This window comes from Paraburkholderia sp. RL17-373-BIF-A (genome assembly GCF_046030175.1).
GTDB lineage: Bacteria > Pseudomonadota > Gammaproteobacteria > Burkholderiales > Burkholderiaceae > Paraburkholderia.
The window spans coordinates 1-2,704 of sequence record NZ_JARESO010000185.1 but is presented as its reverse complement, the minus strand read 5'-3'; the positions used below and the strand labels follow the sequence as shown (position 1 = coordinate 2,704).

Below are 2,704 nucleotides of genomic sequence, written 5' to 3'. Positions count from 1 at the left end.
CAGTTTCGGCCGATCGATGACAATCTGCCATCGTCCGGTTGCGAGCGGACATGAGCCGGTCAGGAATGGTGACTTGATCTTACGTTCGCCGCTACCGGCCAGACGGGCCACTCGGACTTTCTTCGTCAAGCACGCACCCGGCTTCAACAGCTCTTGCCGCTGTTCGGTCGCTTACCTGCCGCGGGCGAGACCCTCGGACTATCGGGCTTTTCAGGCACGGCATCGCCCATGATCCTGTCCGTGCCTTAGCGACTTATTCACGAGGAAAAAAGGGCGAACGGAGCGCTCTGTGCACGCATGTGCAATCATGCGGCGCTCCGACCTCATGGTTCTATCGGCTGGTTTTTCCCAAGCCAGCGTCATGCAGGAAGCTGCGGACTGTGTCGCAGAATTCCAGCGGGTTTTCGGTCATCGGATAGTGACCCGTGCCAGCCAGCACTGCGATCTTGCTGCCGGGAATGCGTGAAGCCGCTTCTTCTACCTTTTCCTGATAGACAAGCCAGTCAGCATCGCCGCGAAGCAGCATCACGGGCGCCTTGATCTTGCCTACCTCGGAGCGCTTATCGAAATTCGCGTATCCAGTCAGATCACCGCGCATAACCTGCGGCGTCGTGCGAGAAATTTGCCACACGACTTCTCTGGCCCGATCGGGCGGAGTGCGATAGCCGGTCATTGAGCGCGACCACGCGCCGATGATCTCGGTACCGTTCATGAGAAGCATATCGAGGAAGAACTCGGAAACAGTCGGCGTGTAATCAGCGCCCTCGGCCGAGACGATCGCGCCATACGCCTCGGGACGACGCGATCCGAGTTCCAGCACCAGATTGCCGCCCATCGAACAGCCAATGATCGCAGGTTTTTCCAGGCCGAGAATATCCATCAGGCGTTCGTTGAATTCCGCATGACGCGTCAGGCTGTGGAACGGTCCGTCTGCGGGCAACTCCGTCTTCGAGTGGCCGGGGGCATCGACTGCGATCACCCGGAACTCGTCGGACAGTCCGTCGAGTACGTGCCGGTACATCAGCGTGTCTTGAGAGGCCGCATGGAAGCACACAATTGGGTGACCTTCGCCTGCTTCCTCGTAGTAGACGCGGATGCCATCGACCATGACATAGTGGCCGGTCGTCTCTTTGCCTGACGGTCGCGGACCCGGCGAAAACGGGATCTTTTCGCTCTTGCCCGACTTTCCGACACGCTTCATCGCGTCAAATGCCCGCGCCATCACGTCGACGTATTGCCATGCCGCGACGGTATTTCCTTCTAGCGTCAGCTTGCCCATTCCGGGCGAAAGCGCCTCAAGCCAGTCGATCTTCCCGTCGAGAACGCGCTGCCATTCTTCGTCCGGTCCCGCGACGACGATGTCTGCGCCCAGCGGGCTACCCTCGGGGAAGACAGCAACGACTTTCCCGGCCAGAACAGCGAGCGTCGAGTAACCGCTGTCATGTTTGAACTGAATCCGTCCGTCGAAATATCGCGCTGCGCGCGTCCAGTCCTCGTCGCGATTGAGTTCGATCGCAAAATCGTTCCACCACGTAGTGTCAGTAAGCTTTGACATGATGCATCTCCTGATATTGGGGTGTCCCGCGAGGGACGGTCCTCTTCGCGACAGGGAAAGACGCCCGACCGCCCAAACGAACCCGGGCTAATGTCGAATGGCCGGCGGCCGTCTTCGGATCGCTGGTCGAGCGAATCGACGGTCTATCTGATGAACTGCTTGACGTAGTCCGCGCCCAGGCCGATTTCCTCGTAGTAGTTGCGCGCCGCTTCGATCTTGGTGAAAACGTCTTCGTAGCCGACAGCGACGCCCTGCGGATCAACGTACGTGTAGCCCCCCGTCACATGGAACCAGGTGATCATCTCTTCGACGTCTTCGGGAACGAAAAGCGTGTGGGTTTCGCCCGCCGGTTCGTGCGCGTAGGAATTCAGTTCCGCGACCCAGTCATGCTCCAGGTAATACCACCGCCCCTTGAGCACCATTGCATGGACCGGACCGGTGTGCCGGTGACGTGACAGCACACCTGACTGGCGGACCCGGAGGAGGTTCACGTAGTACCCCTGGCTCGCGCAAAGAAGTAGCGGCTTGAACGACACTGTCTTGGTCATCGGGACCCACAGGTTGTCGTCCTCGAGCCATTTGTCGAGAACGCCCAGATGTACGATGTCCGGAGACATGAAAGCTGGCTGCGGAAGCTGATAGGGAACCGCAGCTTCATCGCCGCGCTTTTCGGATACGGTGGACATGCTTTACTCCTTGACTCTTCAAATGTTGAAACTGCTGCGCTCACGCCCGACTGCGCAACGTGAGCGCTAGGGACTTATTTCTACGGCGTCGTGCTTTGAGCGGTATTTGACCGCGTTGACTCTGTTGCTACTCGACGTTGCAGACCGTCTTCGATACCAGGGCGCGATCGTGCTTGCGAAACCAGCCGGTCGTTTCCCGGGTGAAGAACGCCGTCAGGAAGAAAGCGATGACCATCAGCCCTGCGATGAAATACAGCGCATTGTTGTAGCCGCCGGCCTGACCAAAGCCACCACCTGCACCGATCAATGCACCGATCACGAAGGGCCCGAAGCCGCCGAGGTAGATACCCACGTTGATGATCGAACCTGCGATCCCGGTGGTGCCTGGCTTGGTCGAATCGAACGCGATCGCATAAACGAGCGTGTAAGGAGCGTTCAGCGCAAACCCCGCAAAGAGCTGGAT

The 2,704-nt window shown here is 58.9% G+C and carries 2 protein-coding genes and 1 pseudogene; all 3 read right to left on the bottom strand.

Translation table 11 applies throughout. The features are described from left to right. Nucleotides 1-331 precede the first annotated feature (331 nt). On the bottom strand, nucleotides 332-1,279 hold the full coding sequence (locus P0D80_RS49335; RefSeq protein WP_408295811.1) for an alpha/beta fold hydrolase: 948 nt from the start codon (nucleotides 1,277-1,279) through the stop codon (nucleotides 332-334). Nucleotides 1,280-1,698: 419 nt separating this feature from the next. Beyond that, nucleotides 1,699-2,241 (bottom strand): 2,4'-dihydroxyacetophenone dioxygenase family protein, encoded by a 543-nt coding sequence (locus tag P0D80_RS49330; RefSeq protein ID WP_408295807.1) that lies wholly within the window; start codon nucleotides 2,239-2,241, stop codon nucleotides 1,699-1,701. 127 nt (nucleotides 2,242-2,368) lie between these two features. Then, nucleotides 2,369-2,704, bottom strand: a pseudogene (locus P0D80_RS49325) (MFS transporter); the annotation flags it as partial.